Source organism: Yimella sp. NH-Cas1, from assembly GCF_022359705.1.
Classification (GTDB): Bacteria; Actinomycetota; Actinomycetes; order Actinomycetales; family Dermatophilaceae; genus Yimella; species Yimella lutea.
The window spans coordinates 1,893,229-1,912,433 of sequence record NZ_JAKSGG010000003.1; the positions used below are offsets into that span (position 1 = coordinate 1,893,229).

Below are 19,205 nucleotides of genomic sequence, written 5' to 3' on the forward strand. Positions count from 1 at the left end.
TGCTCCAAGCGGATTCATCGAGTAGCTCATGCCTGCACCTCACCCGGGGCGTCGACCGAACGCTCGAAGACGTGGTCGACGAAGCCGTACTCCTTGGCCTCACGGGCCGAGAACCAACGGTCGCGATCGGAGTCCTTCTCGACCTGGTCGACCGACTGGCCGGTGTGCTCGGCGATGAGTTCGGCGAGTTCCTTCTTCATGCCCAGCAGCAGTTCGGCCTGGGTACGGATGTCGGAGGCCGTACCGCCGATACCACCGGAGGGTTGGTGCATCATGATGCGCGCGTGCGGGGTGGCGTAGCGCTTTCCCTTGGTGCCGGCCGAGAGCAGGAACTGGCCCATGGAGGCAGCCAGGCCCATCGCCACGGTCGCGACGTCGTTGGGAATCCAGTTCATCGTGTCGTAGATCGCCATACCTGCGGTCACCGAACCACCGGGGCTGTTGATGTACAGCCAGATGTCCTTCTCCGGGTCCTCGGCCGCCAACAGCAGCAGCTGCGCGCAGATGGCGTTCGCGTTGTCGTCGCGAACGTCCGAGCCCAGGAAGATGATGCGTTCCTTGAGCAGCCGGTTGTAGATCTGGTCGTCGAGGCCGGCGACCGGCTGGGTGGCCATGCCGACCGGCGTGCCGACCGGCGCGTTGCTGCGCTCCGTCATCGTTACTCCATCTGTTCGTTCTGTCGTTTCTACGGGACCGATGTCCACTTCCACTCGACCCTAACGCGCACCACCGACGGTTTCGTCCCGACCCGGACCCTTGTTCGCCCTGAGCGCAAGAGCCACCGTCCGCACATTCTTCGGTCGGTCCACCCCGGGGACGGCGAAGGCGCACGAGCGGGTGCTCGTGCGCCTTCACGCGGTGTTCGCGCAGTGTGCGGAGCCTGATCAGGCGTCCTTCGTGCCCTCGTCCTCGACCTCGGTCGAAACATCGGCGGTCTCGGTCTCGATGTCGTCTTCGTCGCTGCCGTCGAGTTCGCCGTCGAAGTCGTCCTCGACCTCCATCTCCTGGTTCAGGTCGACGGTGTTGCCGTCGGTGTCGACAACCTCGACCTTCTCCAGGACGGACGCCAGCGCCTTGCGGCGACCGACCTCGGACATCACCTGCGGCACCTGGCCCTGCTGGTCGAGCGCCTGCGCGAAGGTGTTCGGGTCCATGCCGTACTGCTGCGCCGACATGATGAGGTACTCGATGAGTTCCTCCTGGGAGACCTTTACGTCGTCCTGCGCCACGATCTTGTCCAGCAGGATCTGCGACTTCAACGCCCGGCGGGTCGACTCGTCGACCTCCGCGCGGTGCTCGTCGTCGTCCATGCGGCCTTCGCCCTCGAGGTGGTTGTTGACCTCGGCGTCGATGATGCTCTGCGGCAGCGCGATGTCGACATTCTCGAGCAGGTGCTCCAGCACCTTGTCACGCGCCTGCACACCCTGCTGGAAACGCTTGGAGTTCTCCGCCTGCTGGCTCAACTGCTCACGCAGTTCGTCCATCGTGTCGTGCTCGGAGGCCAGCTGGGCGAAGTCGTCGTCGAGTTCGGGCAGCTCGCGCTCCTTGACCGCCTGCAGCGTCACGGTGCAGGACGCGTCCTGACCCTCGTGCTCGCCACCGGCCAGCGCCGCGGTGAAGTCCTTGGACTCGCCGGCCTTCAGGCCCTCGAGTGCCTCGTCCATGCCCTCGAGCATATTGCCCGCTCCGACCTCGTAGGAGATGCCCTCGACGCTGTCGATCTCCTCGTCACCGATGGACGCCTTGAGGTCGATCGTCACGAAGTCGCCCTTGGTGGCGGCGCGCTCGACGGTCTTCAGGGTGCCGAAACGCTCACGCAGCGCCTCGACCTCGGCGTCGACGTCCTCGTCGGTGACCTTCAGCGGGTCGACCTCGACCTTGATGGACGACAAGTCGGGCAGGTCGAACTCGGGAAGCACGTCGACCTCGGCGGTGAAGACCAGCGGGTCGTCGCCCTCGGTCGGAGCGCCGGTCACGTCGACCTCGGGCTGACCCAGCGGCTGCAGGTCGTTCTCCTCGATGGCCTGGGCGTAGAAGTTCGGCAGGGCCTCGTTGATCGCCTCGCTGACGACCGCACCGCGGCCGAAGCGCTGCTCGATGATCCGGGCCGGCACCTTGCCCTTGCGGAAGCCGGGGATCTGAACCTGGTTGCCGATCGCGGTGTACGCGGCGTCCAGGCTCGGCTTGAGCTCCTCGAACGGCACCTCGACGGTCAGCTTGACCCGGGTCGGGTTGAGGGTCTCGACGGCGCTCTTCACTACAGGCACTCCAAAGGGTTGGGAACGGTCTCGCTCATTACTGGAGCGGGCGACGAGAATCGAACTCGCGTAATCAGTTTGGAAGACTGAGGCTCTACCATTGAGCTACGCCCGCACGGAACATCGGCGACCTTCGCGTCGGGCGGCCCGACGTCCGGTCTGATGTACCGAGGGGTTAGCCTACCTACTCTGCCGACCGCAGCAAAAACCGGTCGGCAGACATACCGATACGGGGTATGGCGCAGCTTGGTAGCGCGTCCGCTTTGGGAGCGGAAGGCCGCCGGTTCGAATCCGGCTACCCCGACGTCCGGGCTCCGCCTGTACTAGATGCGCGAGTTATCGACGGTCGCGCAGGTCATAGCGTGCGCAACTGTCGGCAACTCGCGCGTTGCCGCACACGAGGGCGAAATCGACGGCCTGAAAAGCCGCCGAGCCGAAGTCGGCGAGAGAGGTCAGTTACGGCGCAGGACGACGACCGTGCGGTCGTCGGTCTCGCCGGCCCGGGCGGTCTGGCAGATGCGCTTGGCCGAGCCCACGATCGAGGAACTGATCTCGCGCTCCGCATGACCGAGCATGCGGTCGATGCCCTGGGAGATGTCGACGTCCTTGTGCTCCACGACGCCGTCACTGAACAACACCAGGATGTCGCCGGGCAGCAGTTGCCCGCGCACCCGGGGGTAGTCGCGCTCGGTGAGGTGGTCGATGATGCCGAGGACGACCCCGGCCTCAGTGGTCATCGCTTCCCAGCGTCCGGTGCCGGCGTGGAACTGCACGGCGGCAGGATGCCCGGCCGAACCGAGCGAGAAGGCACCGTCGGCGAGGTCGACGGCGACGTGGGTCGCGGTCGCAAAACCGTCGGTCCAGCCCTGACGGACCAGGTAGTCGTTGATGGCGGGCAGGACGCGGGACGGTTCAAGGGCACCGAGCAGACCGGAGACAGCGCCACCGAGCAACACGGCCCGGGATCCGGCGGTCGAGCCCTTGCCCGACACATCGAGCACCGCAGCATTGAAGACTCCGCTGACCTCGCAACCGACCACAACGTCGCCGCAGAACGCCTCGTCGTGAGCGGGCATCACCGCGCTGTCGAGACTCCAGCCCGGCGGCAGGTCGGGCATGTGGGTCTGCACCTCGTGCCGCTGGCGTAGGTCGGTGAGCAGGGTCGCCGCAACCTGGTGGGAGATGCCGCTGCTGCGCGTCCAGGTGCGGTCCAGGGCCGCCACGATGGCGGCGGTCACGCCGATCGCGATCGCGCTGGTGGCCGCACGCTCGGTGAGGTCGGGGGTGCGGATGAAGGCGACCAGGACGAACGCCAGACAGCAATAAGCGAGCGCGACCCCCATGAGCCGGCCACTGAGCATCAGACCGCTCGCGAGCACCGGCGGGAGGAAGAGGCCGTAGCTGTAGTCGGGACGAACCTCGAACAACAACACCAGGAAAGTCGCGATCGTGACGATTGCGGCGGTGATGATCCAGGCCGAGCGTGGCAGGTCGAAGGTGGGTGCCGCCGTCCGCTGCCGACGCAGGAGCCAGCGCATCGGCCGGGACGACAGTCCCGGTGACAGCGATTGCTCGATTCCCATGCCGCAACGCTAACCGTCCGGCGATGTATAGGGAAATGAAGTTGGACAAATCCATACCCGTTTCTCCCCCATCGAGCCGCGAGGGGCGTACCCTGCCCTCCCGCCAAGCACCCGTGCGGGTGTGTCGGGCTAGTCCTCGGCGGGCAACTCTCCACTGTTCTCATACGCAGTCACCATGTCCAAGCGCCGCTGATGACGGGCAACTCCGGCGTACGGCGTCTCGAGGAACACTTTCACCATCGCCTGGGCCTGTTCCTGGGTATGGAAGCGTCCACCCAACGAGATGATCTGAGCGTCGTTGTGCTCACGGGCGAGCTGCGCCAACTCCGTCGAGTAGCACAGCGCCGCGCGGATGCCCTTCACCTTGTTGGCCGCCATCTGCTCGCCGTTGCCGGACCCGCCGAGCACGATGCCCAACGATCCCGGGTCTGCGGCGACACCTTCGGCGGCGCGCAGCACATAGACCGGGTAGTTGTCCTGCTCGTCGTACTGCGCCGGACCGTGGTCGACGACCTCGTGGCCCTGTTCGACCAGCCATTCGACCAGGCCGCGCTGCATCTCGTAGGCGGCGTGGTCGCCACCGATGTGAACTCGCATGAGGCTTCTCTCTCTTTCAGCTGAAGTCGGGGTCGGCGTCGCGGGTGCGCTTGAGTTCGTAGAAGCCGGGCGTGCCGGCGACCAGCAGGCAGCCGTCCCAGAGCTTGCCGGCGGCCTCGCCCTTGGGTGCCGGGGTGACCACCGGGCCGAAGAACGCGACGCCCTCGAACGCCACGACCGGCGTCCCGACCTCGTCACCGACCAGGTCGAGCGCCCGCTGGTGCGAAGCACGCAACGCCTGGTCGACCTCGTCACCGGGGACGTTCTCGGCGCGGTCGATCAGATCGGCCGGCAGACCGGCTTCATCGAGCGCCTCGACGCAGACCTGACGCAGGTCCTGCTCGTCGCGTCCGCGGCCTTCGAGGTGGATGCGCTGACCCATCGCGTCGTACAGCTTCTTACGGACGTCGTTCCGCTCGTCCTGCGGCACCGAGAGTTCGGCGGCGATCACCGTTCGCACCGGCAGCCACCCGCGGTCGAGCATCTCGCGGTAGCTCTGCGGCAGATCGCGGCCCTCGTTGAGGACGCTGAGCGACATCACCGACCAGGTGACGTCGACGTCACGGACCTGCTCGACCTGCGTCATCCAGCGGGAGGTCATCCAGGCCCACGGGCACATCGGATCGAAGAACATCTCGGCCGTCTTTCGGCCGCCCTGCGGGGCGTCGGTGTCAGTCACGTGCTCATCCTGCCAAACGCGTCGGACGCCCGCGTGGGAGCATGTCGTCCGCGTGCGCCCGACAAAGTGCTCACGTCCGGATCCCCACGAAGGAGTTCATCGGTGGCAACCACCAACCTGACCCGTACCGAGGCCGAGGGCCGCTCGACACTGATCGACGTCGCGTCCTATGACGTGACCCTCGATCTGACGAGCGAGGAGAAAACGTTCGGATCCGTCACCGAGGTGGTCTTCACCGCCGAGCAGGACGGCGACACCTTCATCGACTTCGTCGACGGCACCGTCACCGGCCTCGAACTCAACGGCGAATCGCTCGACGCCGCCGGCAGTTACGACGGTGCGCGCATCGCGTTGACGGTGCGCTCCGGCGAGAACCGGCTGCGGGTCGAAGGCACCGGCACCTACATGAACACCGGTGAGGGCCTGCACCGTTTCGTCGACCCGGTCGACAACGAGGTCTACCTCTACAGCCAGTTCGAGGTCGCCGACTGCCGCCGGATGTTCGCCGTGTGGGATCAGCCCGACCTCAAGGCCACGTTCCGCTTCACCGTCACCGCGCCCGCCCATTGGCAGATCGTCTCCAACCAGCCGACCCCCGAACCGCAGCCCGCCGAGCACACCTGGCGCGACCCTTCCGGCAACGAGCGCCCGACCGCAACCTGGTCGTTCGGGGCCACCCCGGTCATGTCGTCCTACATCACTGCGCTCGTCGCAGGCCCGTACGACGTCGTCCGCGACAGCGTCTCGACCCGTCGCGGCGAGGTGCCGCTGGCGATCTACTGCCGCAGGTCGTTGAGCGAGTTCCTCGACTCCGACAACGTGCTCGACTGCACCAAACGCGGATTCGAGTTCTTCGAGAACGAGTTCGACTGCGAGTACCCGTTCGAGAAGTACGACCAGATCTTCACCCCCGAATACAACGCGGGGGCGATGGAGAACGCCGGCTGCGTGACCTTCAACGAGATCTACATCTTCCGTTCGAAGGTCTCGGACGCGAAGATCGAACGCCGCGCGCTGACGATCCTGCACGAACTCGCGCACATGTGGTTCGGCGACCTGGTCACCATGAAGTGGTGGAACGACCTGTGGCTCAACGAGTCGTTCGCCGAGTGGGCGTCCACCGTCTGCCAGGCGGAAGCGACCGAATGGGACGAGGCCTGGACGACCTTCTCGATCTTGGAGAAGACCTGGGCCTACAACCAGGACCAGCTGAGCTCCACCCACCCGATCGTCGCCGACATCGGCGACCTCGAGGACGTCGAGTCCAACTTCGACGGCATCACCTACGCCAAGGGTGCGTCCGTGCTGAAGCAACTCGTCGCGTACGTCGGCCGCGACCGGTTCGTGCAGGGTCTGCGCTCCTATTTCGCCAAGTACGCGTGGGGCAACACGACCCTGCCCGACCTGCTGACAGAACTTGCGGACGCCTCCGGCCGCGACCTGAAGGCGTGGTCGGCGCTCTGGCTGGAGACCGCGGGCGTCAACACCCTCACTCCGAAGCTGGAGACGGGCGACGACGGCACGATCTCGTCCTTCGTCATCGAGCAGACGGCCACCGAGGAGCTCCCGACACTGCGCCCGCACCGCCTCGCTGTGGGTTGCTATGAGCGCCAGGGCGATTCGTGGGTTCGTACCAACCGCGTCGAGGTTGACGTGGACGGCACGAGCACGAGCGTCGACGCACTCGTCGGCACGACGCATCCCGGCGTGATCCTGCTCAACGACGACGACCTGGCCTATGCCAAGATCCGCCTGGACGACGCGTCGATGGCGGCGGTGATCGAGCAGCCCGAAGGGTTCGACTCACTCCCCCGCGCGCTCGTGCTGGGTGCCCTGTGGGACATGACGCGTGATGCGCAGCTGCGTGGCCGCGACCTCGTCTCGGTGCTCCAGGTGCTCGTCGGCAAGGAGACCCACTCGGGAATCCTGCGGATGATGCTCACCGTGCTGCGCCAGCTGACCGAGCTGTACATCAGCCCGGACGCGCAGGACGAGGTGCGTGCGCACGTCACCGCCACGTTGCGCGAGGCCGCGTCCCAGGCAGCTCCTGGTTCGGACGCCCAGTTGCAGCTCACCGAGGCGTTCGCCGCGTACGCGTCCACCAAGGACGATGTCGCGTTGGTGCGAGGTCTGCTGTCGGGTCAGGAGTCGTTCGAGGGCCTGGCGATCGACCAGGATCTGCGCTGGTCGTTGCTCACGTCACTCGCCGCCGCAGGGGCCGCGCAGGAGGACGAGATCGCCGCCGAGGAGCAGAAGGACGCGACCGCCAGCGGCAAGGAACGGGCCGCCCTCGTGCGGGCGGCGCTGCCCACCCCCGAGGCGAAGGCCGAGGCGTGGAGCAAGCTGGTCGAGACTCCGGGTCTGCCCAACCAAACGATCGAGGCGATCGGCAAGGGTCTGCAGCGGGTGCACGACCGGCAACTGCTCGCCCCCTATGCGGACAAGTACTTCGCCATGCTGACTTCGATGTGGGCAGACCGAACGTTCCACATCGGTCAGAGCATCGCCAACCTGGCGTTCCCGGTGTCGCTGACCTCGCCGGATCTGCTCGGTGCAGCTCAGCAATGGCTGGACGAGAACGCGTCCGCGCCGGCCGGTCTGGTGCGTGTGGTGACCGAGCACCGCGACGACGTCCAGCGGGCACTCACCGCGCAGGCATACGACGCTTCGCTCTGATCCATCGCACGAAACGCACGGCCCCGCTCCGATCGGAGCGGGGCCGTGCGTTTCGTGCGGTCAGTTCTGCGGCTCGGCGTCGCGGTGGTTCACGCATCGGATCAGTCGCTTGGCGCGACGACTGATCATCACCTCGTCCAGCGTGACCAGCTTGTGGTTGCCGTCTGCAAGAGGCAGACGCCAGTTCGGGTACTCCTCGTCGGTACCCGGCTGGTTGATCGTGCGCACGTCACCGACCAGGTCGTTCACCGAGACTCCGAGCATCTTGCTCGGTGCCCATGCGAGGTACTTGTGCAGGGCGTCGACCTGCTCCTCGATGCCGGCCTTCTCCTTGAGCAGACCCCGCTCGCGCAACTCCGACAGCACTGCCTCGCGCTGAGCGTCGTCCTCGGCGATCTCCTCCTCCAACGGACGAGTGAGCAGACCGAGTTCGTGACGCACCGCGATGTGCTCTCCCTGCAGGTACCCGGCGGTGGGCGGCAGGTCGTGCGTGGTGACGCTCGCCAGGCACAGCGACCGATAGGTCTCGGGGGCACGCGGAGCGGAGCCGTCCTTGCGCTCGAACCACAGGATCGACGTGCCGAGCAGGCCGCGCTCCAGCAGGTAATCACGGACCCAGTCCTCGACGGTGCCGAGGTCTTCGCCGATCACGACGGCGCCGGCGCGCTGAGCCTCGAGCGCCAGGATGCCGATCATCGCCTCGTGGTCGTAGCGCACGTAGGTGCCGTTCTTCGGGGACTCCCCGCGCGGCACCCACCACAGACGGAAGAGTCCGAGGATGTGGTCGACGCGGATGCCGCCTGCCATGCGAAGCACGGTGCGAAGCATGTCGCGGAACGGCGCGTACCCGAGTTCGGCCAGGCGGTCCGGGCGCCACGGCGGCTGGCTCCAGTCCTGCCCCATCTGGTTGTAGTCGTCCGGCGGGGCGCCGACGCTCACCTGGTGGGCGAGCACGTCTCCGAGCGCCCAGGCGTCCGCGCCACCGGGGTGCACGCCGACTGCGAGGTCGTGGACGACGCCGACACCCATGCCGGCGGCGCGCAGTTCCCGCTGGGCATCGGCCAACTGGCTCTGCACGATCCACTGCAACCAGCACTGGAACTCGACCTCGTCGGCCAGACGTTCCCGCTCGGCGGCAACGGCCTCGTTGCGTGGGTCGCGTAGCTCCTGCGGCCATGTCTCCCAGGGCAATCCGCGGTCGACGACGATGGCCGACCAGGTGGCGAAATCGATGAGGCCCTGGCCCTCGCGGGTCACGAACTCCTCGAACTCGCGAGCGCGGCGGTGCGTGCGTTCGGTACGGAAGATCATCCGCAGGGCGGCCCGCTTGGCCTCCCAGGAGCCGTCACGGTCGAGCTGAGCGAGCTTGTTCAACCGGCGGGCGTCGTCGCTGTGCCACTCCACGAGTTGGTGTTCGGCTGCGGACAGGTAACCGATCTCCGGTACTTCCTCGACCCGGATGTACATCGGGTTGACGAAGCGGCGCGAGGTCGGCAGGTACGGCGAGGGCTCCATCGTCGCGACCGGTTCGGCGGCGTGCACCGGGTTGATCAGGGTGAAGTCGGCACCCTGGCGAGCGCCCCAGGTGCCGAGTTCGGCGAGGTCGGCGGCGTCGCCGATGCCCCACGAACGCTCGGAACGCACGGTGTACAGCTGGGTCATCAGACCCCACACGCTGTCGTTCTCCAGCGCGGCCGGCAGGCTGACCTTCTCCGGCGTCACGATCACCGGCGCGCGGTGCTCCTGCGTCGGGCGGGGTGTGGTCTTCGCCCCGTCGGTCGTCGCTACGGACTCCGCGGCGGGCCCTGCGTCGTCCACCGGCTTCTGTCCGACCGACACGATCAGTTCGTGATAACCGAGCGGCAGGTCGCCGGGCAGTTCGATCGTGGTCTCGGCGACCTTCTCGCCATCGATCTCGCGCGGTTCGACGAACCGTTCGACGACGGCGACCTCTCGAGTGCGCCCGTCCTCCAACCGCAGCCATGCCTCGCTGGGCGCCCCGTCGGCTGCATGCAACGCGACCCACGGCGTCCAGCCTTCGCGCAGGACGATCACACGTGGGACGACGCGGCGCCACGGCTCGAGTTCGCGCTGGGCAAGCGCTGCCCGGGCGGACTGTTCATCGGATGCGTCCACGTCGAACACGCTCAGCACGGTGCTGATGGTGTGGGCGGACACCTGGACGTGGTTGCCCTTCCAGTCCCAGTAGTCGGTGGCGACGCCGTAGGCGCGGGCGAGGTCGATGAGCGTGCTGGACGGGGCGTCGGACATGGCCGCAAGTTTCGCACGCCCGGTGGAGCCGGACGAACCTTGTCTCGCCTTCCTGCGAAACTTGGCCACATGCCCGACTTCACCGTGAGCGACCAACTGCCGGTCACCATCTGGGACCGGCTACTCGGCACTCCCTTGATGATCGCCGGGATCGTCGTGATCGCGCTGTTCCTGCGCTGGGTCGTGCACCGCGCGATCCGCAAGGTGACCGCGATGATGGAGCAGCGATCGGCCGAACGGGTCACGGCTGGCGGACGCGCGACGCGGGTGCTGCGGCAGGCTACCGGCCTGGACAACGAGCGACGCAAACAACGCGCGGCGACGGTCGGTTCACTGTTGCGATCGATCTCGACAGTCCTCATCTTCACGATTGCCGCGCTGACGATCATGGCCGAGTTGGGCGTGCCGCTCGCTCCCCTGCTGACCTCGGCCGGCATCGGTGGTGTCGCCCTCGGCTTCGGGGCACAGAGCCTGGTGAAGGATTTCCTGTCCGGGATCTTCATGATCATGGAGGACCAGTACGGCGTCGGCGACGTGATCGACACCGGTGAGGCGATCGGCACGGTCGAGGAGGTCACGCTGCGAGTGACCCGGCTGCGCGACGCGGCCGGTGTCGTCTGGTACGTCCGCAACGGCGAGATCATCCGTATCGGCAACAAGTCTCAGGGCTGGGCCGTCGCGCTCATCGACATCCCGATCGCCTACGACCAGCCGGTGGAGAAGGCTCTCGACACACTGCGCACCGTCACCCGCACCATCGACGACGAATCCCCGTGGAAAGAGGTGTTGCTCGAGGAACCGCAGGTCGCGGGTGTCGAGTCCGTCAGCGGTGGCGTCGTGACGCTACGGATCATCGCCAAGACCGTGCCGGGCGAACAGTACGCGCTGTCCCGTGAGGTGCGCGAGCGCAGTAAGAACGCCTTGGACGCAGCCGGCATCCGCGGTCCTGCGCTGCCGGCGTACTCGGCGGGTGCCGGTATCTGAGCCGTGCTGCCTCCCCTGCGGGATCGCAAACCGCGGTTTGAAAGACTGGCGGCGTGACCGAGCAGACGACGTACTACGAACGCATGGGTGGCGAAGCCACCTTCCACAAGCTCGTGCACGAGTTCTACAGAGGTGTCGCGGACGACCCGGAGTTGCGCGCGATGTACCCCGAGGAGGATCTCGGCCCCGCCGAGGTGCGACTGCGCATGTTCCTCGAACAGTATTGGGGAGGTCCCACCACCTACTCGCAGCAGCGCGGCCACCCACGGCTTCGGATGCGGCACATGCCGTTCGTGATCACTCCGGCCCAACGCGACCGCTGGTTGCTGCACATGATGAACGCGGTCGACACGCTCGACCTCGAACTCGCACTGGAGAACCAGCTGCGCGATTACCTCACGCGGGCCGCCTACTCCCTGGTGAACGCACCCGAGGATCGCCCGGACGTCACCGGCCTTTCCCAGGCCTGACCAGCGGCCCCGATTTGTGTCAGGGGCCGCACGAGGACGAAACTTGATGACCGTGACTTCCGCCAAACTCGACCTGTCTCAGACTGGCACCACCCTGCACCGCGGTGCCACCGATTCCGCTTGGTGGCGCAGCGCGGTGATCTACCAGATCTACCCCCGCTCCTGGGCCGACGCCAAGGGCGATGGCGTCGGTGACCTGAAGGGGATCACCTCGCGCCTGCCCTACCTGCGTGATCTGGGTATCGACGCCGTCTGGCTGTCGCCGTTTTACACCTCCCCCCAGGCGGACGCCGGCTACGACGTCGCCGACTACCGCGACATCGACCCGATCTTCGGTACGCTCGACGACGCGAAGAGCCTTGTCACCCAAGCACACTCGCTCGGTCTACGAATCATCGTCGACCTTGTGCCGAACCACTCGTCCGACGAGCACGAGTGGTTCAAGGCCGCGTTGGCCGCAGCGCCGGGCTCCCCGAGCGCGATCTCTACATGTTCCGCGAGGGCAAGGGCGAGAACGGGGAAGAGCCGCCGAACAACTGGCAGAGCGTCTTCGGTGGGCCGGCCTGGACCCGTGTCACCGAGGCCGACGGACAGCCCGGGCAGTGGTACCTGCACCTGTTCGACCCCAAGCAACCCGACTTCAACTGGCAGAACCCGCGCGTGCGCGAGGAGTTCGAGTCGATCCTGAAGTTCTGGCTCGACATCGGCGTCGACGGCTTCCGGGTGGATGTGGCGCACGGCCTGATCAAGCAAGAGGGTCTGCCCGACTGGACCGGCGCGATGAACATGCTCGACCTGACCGACATGGAGAAGCAGCACCCGCCGATGTGGGACCAGGACGGCGTCCACGAGATCTACCGCGACTGGCGCGCGATCCTCGACTCGTACAACACGACCGGGGACGACTCCAAGGACCGCATCATGTGTGCCGAGGCCTGGGTCGACCCGCCCTCGCGCGCGGCTGCCTTCGTCCGCCCGGACGAGTTCCACCAGGCCTTCAACTTCGACTTCCTGCAGGGTGCCTGGCGCGCCGAGGACCTGCGCGACGTGATCGAGAAGTCGTACGCGGCGAACGACAGCGTCGGCGCACCCACCACCTGGGTGCTGTCCAACCACGACGTCGTGCGTCACGCCAGTCGCCTAGGTCTGCCGATCGGGCGCCCGCGTCCGAACGGGATCGGTGCCGATGACGAGCAGCCGGACGCGGTTGTCGGTCTGCGCCGGGCGCGCGCCGCGACGACGCTGATGCTGGCCCTGCCGGGCGGCTCGTATCTGTACCAGGGTGAGGAACTCGGCCTGCCCGACCACACCTCGATGCCGGACGAGTTCCGTCAGGATCCGACCTTCGCGCGGACCGGGGGCAAGGAACTTGGCCGCGACGGCTGCCGCGTCCCGATGGCCTGGGAGAAGGACTCACCCGCGTTCGGCTTCAACACCACCGGTGAGACCTGGCTGCCGCAGCCGGAGGTCTACGGATCGTTGGCCGTCGACCAGCAGGACGGCGTAGAGGACTCCACCTTGGAGCTTTACCGCACGCTGCTGCGTATCCGTCGCGAGCGGGACCTGGGTGAGGGTTCGATCGTGGAGCTCGACTCCCCCGCCGACACCGTCGTGTTCCGTGTCGAGTGCCGCGCCGAGCAGACCTACGTCGCCGTCAACCTAGGCTCTGAGCCGTTCGAACTCTCTTCGGGCGCAACGGTTCTGGTGTCCAGCGAGCCTGGCGTGACGACCACTCTGCCTACGGACACGGCGGTCTGGTTTACCGCCTGACCGGCCGCCTCGGAATCCGCGCGAACCCCCGTCGGTTCGCGCGGATTCTTCGTTTCAGCGGGTCAGCACGAACCCTGCCGGGGTGCTGAGGCGTCCCCACCGACCGCACCGATGCCACGAGGCTTCGTCACCGACGAGGAAGCCGAGCGCGTCGGCGGCGAACGCTGCGCCCGCAGGCATGCCTTCCTCTGGAACACGTCCCCACACGCGTTCGCGAAGGTTCGCGACCGCGGCTGCACCGGCGACGTCCGGAGTGCCCGCGGCGACCTCGGCGATGCCCTCACGTGCGATCTCCTGCAGGCGCGCGACGGCGATGGTCGCTGCGGGCTCCCAGCCTGATCGAGGCGCGGAGATACCCAGCCAGGGCGCCGAAACCTGTTGCGGCGGAACGGAAAACACAGTCTCGACGCCGCGTGCCAGACGGTCGCGCACGGCAACAAGCGCCACAGCGATGTCGAGGTCGGCGGGCTGGGTGAGCCGCTGCACCCGCAGGCCCAGGGTCAGTCCGGTATGAGTGAGACTGCGTCCGGGCAGAACCTCGACCCAGGACGCCAGCACCGTGCCGGAGGCCTGCAGTCGCAGGGCACCATCGGGGGCCACACGCAATGCGCGCCGGATGAAGGTCGCGAAGTCGTCCGCCGACCGTTGATCCTCGAAGTGGAGCGTGGTCATCGGGTGCGGCGCTTCATCGGCACCGGATCACCGAAGTATTTCTCCAGGTCGGCGCGCATCTCGGGCGAAATGCGGGTGGGTCGCTGGGTCTCGACGTCGAAGGTGACCAGCGTTCCCTCCGAGCGGGCATAAACGGTTGCGTCCTCGTCGCGGCAGGAGAGCACCTCGTAGGCGAGGTCGAACGAGGCACCCGCGATACGCGACACCCACATCGCGATGGTGATCGTCGGACCGCGGTACGGCAGCTGCTGCAGGTAGTCGATCTCGCTGCGCGCCACCAGCAACGGCTGCTTGTCGTGGCCGAGATCGCCGAACCAGTCGCGCATGCCGAGCACACGCGCCTCCTCCAGCAGGCGGAGGTACTGGACGTTGTTGACGTGGCGGTTGGCGTCCATGTCGGACCAGCGCAACGGCACGTCGATGTAGTACGGACGTTTCGGCATGGGTCCATCATCGCAAGTGCCTTACCCGTGGGTCGCTACAGTGTCGGCGTGACTTCTTCCGACGACACCCCTGACCTCGACGCCGTCGCGGACCTGCTCGATGTACTCAACCTCAAGCACGAGGGAACCACGCGCTTCGGCCCGCTGGACGCGTCCACCGACCCGGACGACAACCACAGCCACGAGATGGACCTGTACGTCGGTCGCAGCCAGGAGACCCCACACAAGCGTGCATTCGGCGGTCAGGTGCTGGCTCAGTCGGTCATGGCCGCGGGTCTCTCCATCCGCGCGAACGCGGGGCTCGACGAGCGCCCCATCCACTCCCTGCACGCCTACTTCATCCGCCCGGGTGACTCGCTCAAGCCGATCAGTTTCGCCGTGGAGAACTTGCGCGACGGGCGGTCGTTCTCGGTCCGCCGGGTGTACGCGATGCAGAACGGTCAGACGTTGCTTTCGGCGACCTTGTCCTTCCAGGTGCCGGCCGAGGGGTTGGAACATCAGTCGGAGATGCCATCGGTGCCTGAACCCGACCGGGTGCGCACCACGCCGCAGGAGCTCGAGGGCATCGACCACCCGGTGGCCGACCACTGGCGCAGTCGCTCGATCGATGTCCGCACCGTCGAGGGGGCGCTGTTCTTCCAACCGGGCCGACAGAAGTACGCGGCACAGAACGTCTGGATGAAGACGATCACGGAGTTGCCAGAGGACCCGCTGATCCACGCCGCCGTGATGGCGTATGCCTCCGACTACACGCTGCTCGAGTCGGTGCTTCGCAAGCACGGTTTGGTGTGGTCGGACCCGCGCCTGCGCGCAGCCAGCCTGGACCACTCGATGTGGTTCCACCGTCCCGGGCAAATCGACGAATGGCTGCTCTACCAGCAGGAGTCGCCGTCGGCCTCCGGTGGGCGCGGCTTGGGCACGGGTCGTCTCTACGGCATCGACGGGACGCTGCTATGCACGGTCGCGCAGGAAGGCATGTTGCGCCTTAAGCAGGACTGAGGAAGTCGACAGGACCCGCTCTGGTGCAGCGGGCCTTTTCGATTTCGAACGCAACTCAGCGCAACTCAGCAAACTGCATTTGCCTCGATCGCGTCACGCACCAACTGCCGGCATACGGGATCAGAGCAGCGTCGCCGGGGCGTCCTTGTGCGCGCGCCAGTAGAGGCTGCCGGCGGCGACGCCGATCGCGAGGCCGGCGATGAAGGCGCCCATGGCGGTGTACTTCACGAACACTAGCGGTGAGAGTGCCACGGCAATCAGCGCGATTGCGGCGATGGCGGCCGGGTGCAGCTTCAAGACGACTTTGTAGGCCAGGATCCCGAGGATGTTACCGATTACCCAACCGGCGATCGGGTCGGTCAGCCAGGCCGGGTCGGGCAGCAGGCCCTTCTGCGGCTGGAAGATGGCCAGCATGCCCACCAGGATCACTAAGGCACCGATGTCGATGAGCAGCCAGGTGGCGGCGGCGACGTGGTGGAAGCCTGGACGTTCGTTCAGTGGGGTGCGGGTGCGCTCTGCCATGGGCTCCTTCTCCTTGCGGTGGACGCGGCGAGCCTACCAGCGGGTAGGGTCCGCTGGTGGGATGTACACACAAACTGAGCGAACTCATTTCTGAGTGCGCTACTGCTTTTGGCGTATGATCAGAAGGTGACGTCGACTACACAGGCCCCGCATCGAAGTAACCCAGTTCCGGGTGGGCGCCGTGAAGCAGCGGCGTCCCGCAAGCGTGCCGCGATCCTCGTCGCTGCACAGGCGCAGCTCGCCGAACACGGTTACGACCGGATGACCGTCGCCCACGTCGCGCAGGACGCCGGCATCGCTATCGGAACCTTGTTCACGTACGCCGCCACGAAGGCCGAACTCTTGATGATGGTCACCGCCGACCGCTGGTCGGACTTCGTACCTTCGACGATCCAGTCGGCACCGCCAGGCGATCCTGTACGTGCGCTGCGACACCTGCTCGCACCATTCGTCGACATCGCACTGCGTGAGCCGGCGACAACGGTCGCCGTGGCCCGAGAACTCCTGTTCGGCCAGCCCGGCCCCCACCGCCAAGCCGTGCTCTCCCTCGTCGCCGATCTTGAAGCGGCGATGGCCCGCTTACTTGCTGAAGCCGGAAGCACACGAGCCGCCGAAGCAGCCACCATGCTGTTCGCGGGTGTCCTGTTCGAAGCCAACCGGGCACGCGACCGGCGAATCATCCGCGCCGACGACATGGACGAACGGGTCGAACGTCTCATCGAAGCCTGCCTGCCCCGCAACGAATCGAGCACCCATGCCTGAGCTCCCCACCCCCGACCAGACCCCCCGACACCGGGCCCCCGCCGAGGACGAGCAGGTGTCGGGCGAGGACACCCAGTACGCGGGCGACGCCCCACCGAAGGAAACGACGCCGGTGGGGTCGTCGCCGGCCCTTACCGACGGCCCCCGTCCGGGCTACGAACGGAGCGCCGACGAACCGGTCCGTGAGCGTCTGCGCGACATCTTCGGCATCTCCTCTCTGGGGCTCGTCATCGGAGCCTTCCTCCTGCACCTGGGTTTCATCGCCTCCTATGTGGGCGCCTTCCACCAGCAGCAGCCGCACGGACTCCAAGTCAGCGTGATCTCCGACCACAACTGGCAGTCCTACGTCGCCAACCAACTGAACGCGATCCCCGGGAAGCCGGTGTACGCCTACGCTGAGACCGACCAGGCCACCGCGAAGAAGATGCTCACCGAACGGCGCCGCCAAGGCGTCTACCTGTTCAACCCCAACGGGAACACCGACACCCTCCTGGTCGCGTCCTCCGCCGGATCATCGAACGCGGCAGCAGTCGAGCTCATCTTCCAGCAGGTGGCCGCCAAGCAGGGGCGCTCGGTACAGATGACGGACATCGCGCCGGTGCAACCCGGAGACAGTCGTGGCATCACCGGCTTCTACTTGGTCACCGGCTGGCTGGTCGGCGGCTACCTGATGGCTTCACTAGTGGGTCTGCGCCGAGGCGGCAAGGCCCGCAACTTCCGGCGCATGCTGTGGCGTCTGGCGCTGTGCGCGGTCTACGCGGTGCTTGCCGGACTACTCGGCACCCTGATCGTCGACCAGTGGCTCGGCGCACTGACCGGCCACTACTGGCAGCTGGCCGCGATCGGGATGTTGCTCTCGGCGACCGCCTCGATCTTCACCATGGGTATGGAGGCAGTCTTCGGCGTTGTCGGCGTCGGGATCGCGATCCTGCTGTTCGTCGTGTTGGGCAACCCCTCCGCCGGCGGGGCCTTCAACTACGAGGTCCTTCCCCAGCCGTGGCGCTTCATGGGTCAGTGGTTGCCGAACGGTGCAGGAGTCGACGCCGTTCGCAGCGTCGTCTACCTCGACGGTTACAGCCTCGGCTTCCACCTCTCAGCCATGGCCTGGTGGCTCGCGGTCGGCCTGCTGGTCTTCCTGCTCGCAGCCAACAACACCTACTGGGGCATTCGGCGACCGATGGACCAGGCCGACTGAGGCACAGAGCCTACGTGCTCACGACCGCGGCACGCACAGTCCGGTGCGGTCGTAGTGGTGCAGCGTTCGCCCCGTGAGCCGAGAGAACCAGCCACCTCTTCGACCGTCCTCGGATCGTTCATCGATTCCGTCATGGGACGACCTTCCGGGGTTGACGTCGCGTGAGGGTCAAGTCCGCTGCGAGAATCGGCGACATGGATCTGTCACCCGCCACGCTGACCGGACGCCTGGTACGGCTCGAACCGTTGTCCCTCGATCATCACGACGGTTTGGTGGAGGGGACGCAGGACGGTCAGATGTGGGACCGCTGGTACACGTCCGCCCCCGCCGCGGACGGTGTCGCGCCGATGATCGAGCAACGGTTGGCGATGCGGGATGCCGGAACAATGGTTCCGTTCGTTGCGGTTCGGTTGCAGGACAACGCGGTTCTGGGCATGACCTCGTTCTACGACATCCGGCACGACGTACCGCGACTGTCGATCGGGTACACGTGGAATCGTGAATCGGCCCATGGCTCGGGCACGAACCCGGAGTCGAAGCTGCTGCTCATGACGCACGCTTTCGACGTTCTGGGTTGTGCCGCAGTGCGATACGAGACCAGCTGGTCGAACCAACAGTCCCGTACCGCGATCGAGCGACTCGGCGCGCGGCTCGACGGCGTCCTGCGCGCCGACAAGGTGGAACGCAACGGGGCGCTGCGCGACACCGTCGTCTACTCGGTGCTCGCTCACGAGTGGCCGTCGGTCAAGGCCAACCTGGAGCACCGTCTGCGCCACCGGTGATCAGCCGGCGATCCGGCTGTACAGGTACATGTCGCGACGCTGGCCGCCGACCCATTCCCAGCTGCGGAGCAGCCCTTCGCATTCGTAGCCGCAGGCTTCGGCGGTACGCCAGGAGCCCTCATTCCACGGCTCGACATACAACTCCAGTCGATGCACCTGATCGAATCGGAGCGCCCAGTCCGTGATCGCGGCCAGAGCTGCCCGCGCGCGTCCCTGACGTCGCTGCGCCGGTGCGATCCAGTACCCCACCGATGCTCGGCCGAAGCTCAGGTTTCGTAGCGCCAGGCTCAGTTGGCCCACGGCATCGTCGGTGTCGCGATCAGCGATCGCGAACGAGTAACCCCACCCCTGGGAGAATCGTCCGTGCTGACGCGCCAAGTAGGCCTCCAGTTCGGCCGGCTCAGGATTGCTCGGGACCGTGGTGATCAGCGGAATCAGTGGATCCTCGCTCACTGACGCGACCAGCGGCAAATCCTTGGGTGCGAACTGTCTGAGTCGGATCGAGCCGGTCTCGATGAGCGGCATGTGGTCGGTGAGCACGT

The 19,205-nt window shown here is 66.6% G+C and carries 17 protein-coding genes, 2 tRNA genes and 1 pseudogene; 9 read left to right on the forward strand and 11 right to left on the reverse strand.

The features are described 5' to 3' along the window. Positions 1–26 precede the first annotated feature (26 nt). From MF407_RS09395 to MF407_RS09405, 3 genes are all read right to left on the reverse strand, one after another. Entirely contained in the window at positions 27–614 is a 588-nt protein-coding gene (locus MF407_RS09395; protein WP_129624971.1) for an ATP-dependent Clp protease proteolytic subunit, read from the reverse strand. A 270-nt stretch (positions 615–884) separates the two neighbouring features. After that, positions 885–2,258 (reverse strand): trigger factor, encoded by a 1,374-nt coding sequence (gene tig, locus MF407_RS09400; protein ID WP_239702120.1) that lies wholly within the window; start codon positions 2,256–2,258, stop codon positions 885–887. Between the two features lie 41 nt (positions 2,259–2,299). Further along, a tRNA-Gly gene (locus MF407_RS09405) sits at positions 2,300–2,373 on the reverse strand. A 115-nt stretch (positions 2,374–2,488) separates the two neighbouring features. Between MF407_RS09405 and MF407_RS09410 the strand changes: the two genes are divergently transcribed. Then, positions 2,489–2,562 (forward strand) — tRNA-Pro (locus MF407_RS09410). 148 nt (positions 2,563–2,710) lie between these two features. On the opposite strand, the gene MF407_RS09415 is transcribed toward MF407_RS09410, so the two are convergent. The 3 genes from MF407_RS09415 to MF407_RS09425 all read right to left on the reverse strand — a co-directional run bounded on the left by MF407_RS09415 (position 2,711) and on the right by MF407_RS09425 (position 5,072). Continuing rightward, complete coding sequence (locus MF407_RS09415) at positions 2,711–3,841, reverse strand: PP2C family protein-serine/threonine phosphatase (RefSeq protein ID WP_239702121.1); 1,131 nt, start codon at positions 3,839–3,841, stop codon at positions 2,711–2,713. Between the two features lie 129 nt (positions 3,842–3,970). Further along, positions 3,971–4,438, reverse strand: coding sequence for a ribose-5-phosphate isomerase (locus MF407_RS09420; RefSeq protein WP_239702122.1), 468 nt, complete (start codon positions 4,436–4,438; stop codon positions 3,971–3,973). A gap of 16 nt (positions 4,439–4,454) precedes the next feature. Next, positions 4,455–5,072 carry a disulfide bond formation protein DsbA gene (locus MF407_RS09425; protein WP_239702892.1) on the reverse strand — a complete coding sequence of 206 codons (618 nt, stop codon included), beginning with the start codon at positions 5,070–5,072 and terminating at the stop codon, positions 4,455–4,457. Positions 5,073–5,219: 147 nt separating this feature from the next. On the opposite strand from MF407_RS09425, the gene pepN reads away from it, so the two are divergent. Beyond that, a complete protein-coding gene (pepN, locus tag MF407_RS09430; RefSeq protein ID WP_239702123.1) occupies positions 5,220–7,793 on the forward strand; it encodes an aminopeptidase N in 2,574 nt (857 codons plus the stop codon). Positions 7,794–7,853: 60 nt separating this feature from the next. Here pepN and malQ read toward each other — a convergent pair whose 3' ends face one another. Then, positions 7,854–10,064 carry a 4-alpha-glucanotransferase gene (gene malQ / locus MF407_RS09435; RefSeq protein ID WP_239702124.1) on the reverse strand — a complete coding sequence of 737 codons (2,211 nt, stop codon included), beginning with the start codon at positions 10,062–10,064 and terminating at the stop codon, positions 7,854–7,856. Positions 10,065–10,133: 69 nt separating this feature from the next. On the opposite strand from malQ, the gene MF407_RS09440 reads away from it, so the two are divergent. From MF407_RS09440 to MF407_RS09450, 3 genes and pseudogenes are all read left to right on the forward strand, one after another. Beyond that, positions 10,134–11,048 carry a mechanosensitive ion channel family protein gene (locus MF407_RS09440; RefSeq protein ID WP_239702125.1) on the forward strand — a complete coding sequence of 305 codons (915 nt, stop codon included), beginning with the start codon at positions 10,134–10,136 and terminating at the stop codon, positions 11,046–11,048. A 53-nt stretch (positions 11,049–11,101) separates the two neighbouring features. Beyond that, positions 11,102–11,518 carry a globin gene (locus MF407_RS09445; protein WP_345770851.1) on the forward strand — a complete coding sequence of 139 codons (417 nt, stop codon included), beginning with the start codon at positions 11,102–11,104 and terminating at the stop codon, positions 11,516–11,518. 46 nt (positions 11,519–11,564) lie between these two features. Beyond that, positions 11,565–13,288, forward strand: a pseudogene (locus MF407_RS09450) (glycoside hydrolase family 13 protein). Between the two features lie 54 nt (positions 13,289–13,342). Here MF407_RS09450 and MF407_RS09455 read toward each other — a convergent pair. Both MF407_RS09455 and MF407_RS09460 read right to left on the reverse strand, forming a co-directional pair. Beyond that, a complete protein-coding gene (locus MF407_RS09455; protein WP_239702126.1) occupies positions 13,343–13,960 on the reverse strand; it encodes a hypothetical protein in 618 nt (205 codons plus the stop codon). Then, positions 13,957–14,403 (reverse strand): thioesterase family protein, encoded by a 447-nt coding sequence (locus MF407_RS09460; RefSeq protein WP_239702127.1) that lies wholly within the window; start codon positions 14,401–14,403, stop codon positions 13,957–13,959. The genes MF407_RS09455 and MF407_RS09460 overlap by 4 nt, the downstream gene beginning before the upstream one ends. Before the next feature lie 48 nt (positions 14,404–14,451). Between MF407_RS09460 and MF407_RS09465 the strand changes: the two genes are divergently transcribed. Continuing rightward, a complete protein-coding gene (locus MF407_RS09465; protein ID WP_239702128.1) occupies positions 14,452–15,402 on the forward strand; it encodes an acyl-CoA thioesterase II in 951 nt (316 codons plus the stop codon). Between the two features lie 120 nt (positions 15,403–15,522). Here the strand turns inward: MF407_RS09465 and MF407_RS09470 are convergent, their stop codons facing one another. Further along, positions 15,523–15,924: a hypothetical protein gene (locus MF407_RS09470; protein ID WP_239702129.1), complete on the reverse strand. Its 402-nt coding sequence runs from the start codon at positions 15,922–15,924 to the stop codon at positions 15,523–15,525. 126 nt (positions 15,925–16,050) lie between these two features. Between MF407_RS09470 and MF407_RS09475 the strand changes: the two genes are divergently transcribed. From MF407_RS09475 to MF407_RS09485, 3 genes are all read left to right on the forward strand, one after another. Further along, entirely contained in the window at positions 16,051–16,686 is a 636-nt protein-coding gene (locus MF407_RS09475; RefSeq protein WP_239702130.1) for a TetR/AcrR family transcriptional regulator, read from the forward strand. Continuing rightward, the gene (locus MF407_RS09480; protein WP_239702131.1) at positions 16,679–17,881 is read left to right on the forward strand and encodes a hypothetical protein; all 1,203 of its coding nucleotides are present in this window, start codon (positions 16,679–16,681) and stop codon (positions 17,879–17,881) included. The genes MF407_RS09475 and MF407_RS09480 overlap by 8 nt, the downstream gene beginning before the upstream one ends. Before the next feature lie 194 nt (positions 17,882–18,075). After that, entirely contained in the window at positions 18,076–18,663 is a 588-nt protein-coding gene (locus MF407_RS09485) for a GNAT family N-acetyltransferase (RefSeq protein ID WP_239702132.1), read from the forward strand. Here MF407_RS09485 and MF407_RS09490 read toward each other — a convergent pair whose 3' ends face one another. Then, the gene (locus tag MF407_RS09490) at positions 18,664–19,203 is read right to left on the reverse strand and encodes a GNAT family protein (RefSeq protein ID WP_239702133.1); all 540 of its coding nucleotides are present in this window, start codon (positions 19,201–19,203) and stop codon (positions 18,664–18,666) included. It abuts the gene before it with no gap. Between the last annotated feature and the right edge of the window lie 2 nt (positions 19,204–19,205).